At 43.0% G+C, this 1,379-nt stretch carries 2 pseudogenes; one reads left to right on the forward strand and one right to left on the reverse strand.

Features of this window, described 5'->3' with window-relative positions:
* Positions 1 to 719 (reverse strand): annotated as a pseudogene (locus tag O9332_RS16290) (IS1 family transposase); the annotation flags it as partial.
* A 466-nt stretch (positions 720 to 1,185) separates the two neighbouring features.
* Between O9332_RS16290 and O9332_RS16295 the strand changes: the two are divergent.
* Positions 1,186 to 1,379, forward strand: a pseudogene (locus O9332_RS16295) (IS630 family transposase); the annotation flags it as partial.

Consider the following 1,379-nt stretch of genomic DNA (forward strand, 5'->3'; position numbering starts at 1 on the left):
CATTGTAGTCATGGATAAAATACCAAAGGGTTCCCCAACGTGATTCTCCATTTTTTTAGAGAAAGATAGACTCTCTCTCACCAACCGAGAAATCCTTTGTCGAAAGGTATTATTTAATCTTTCAATAGGATTAGTTTGACCAGTTTCTTGACCGACCGGTCGATGACGTTTACTGGGAATTACTGTCTTATATGACTCCCAAAAGTCTGTGTAAGCAACTGCACATTGTCGGTAAACGCCTGGTAAACTGGACCTAAAGTTTTTTGGCTGATTGACGACTCCTATCTCCGCGCATAGCAACCAATAATTTCCCGTGTCTTTCTATCAATTAACCGCCAAATATAAACCTTTATCGTCTTAGAAAAAACCAAAAACCACATCTCATCACATTCTCTAACCAATTTACCTTTTGGTTTGTCCGAAACCTTTATTTGACGGGGGACAGCCGCCAGTTTATTGTTGACATATTTTTGTAACCATGACCAACTTACCCCTGTTACTCTAGCAATTCCTCGTCAGGAAATTCGTTCGATCAAGAGTTTATCAATTAATTGTTTGGTTTCGTCAGAGACGGTTTTATTAGTGGGATTGATCACAAACGGTTGACCGCAATCTTTACACTGACGTTTCGGCTTGCCATTATGTGTAGAACCATTCTTGATCCTATGGTGAGAACCACAACGCTTGACAGGGGAACGGAGGTGAACTAGGGGGGGCACTTTGTTCGGTGCTAGACTGATATTTCAGTAAGCCAGACAGGAGCCAGAAAAAGATATTTATCAGAAAAGTCGTGAGCAAGCTAGAGGTTTAAAGACTGAGCGGGTTCCAATTATTTTTATTAATAAATATTTTACACAATTCATACCAGGTAGGCAAGAGGGCTACGCCACTACTACCGAATCATTACCCGATTTGGGAGCGTACCTGAGACTCATAGACTTCGTGTCCACGTCGGGCAAATTCTTCTTTGCTGTAGCGGGGTTGTCGAACTGTCATTGAAGCGACCCTGTTGCGACTTTTGCCCCTCTATTTTAACCTAAACATTGGGAATCTTCGCTAACATTTCCCAACTGGTCCCACCAGAGCGGCATCGCACTTTAACCCACAGCTGCAATAAATGTGCATGGTGCGTTCCCCAAAATCGATCGGTGGAGCAGTGGGAGTCACATTAGGGAACGCACCCTACCAGATCGGCGATCGCACTACAAAGAAAAAAAGCTAGAACCCAGACTAAATGAAGCTAAAGAAGGAAAAAGGGCTGTTTTTTTTGTTGATGCCGCTCACTTCGTCATGGGAGCATTTCTCGGTTTTGTTTGGTGTTTTGAGAGACTTTTTGTTAAGTCACCGAGCGGGCGTAAACGCTTCAATGTTTTAGGAGC

The sequence above is a fragment of the Microcystis sp. LE19-10.1B genome (assembly GCF_027530565.1).
Taxonomy (GTDB): domain Bacteria; phylum Cyanobacteriota; class Cyanobacteriia; order Cyanobacteriales; family Microcystaceae; genus Microcystis; species Microcystis aeruginosa.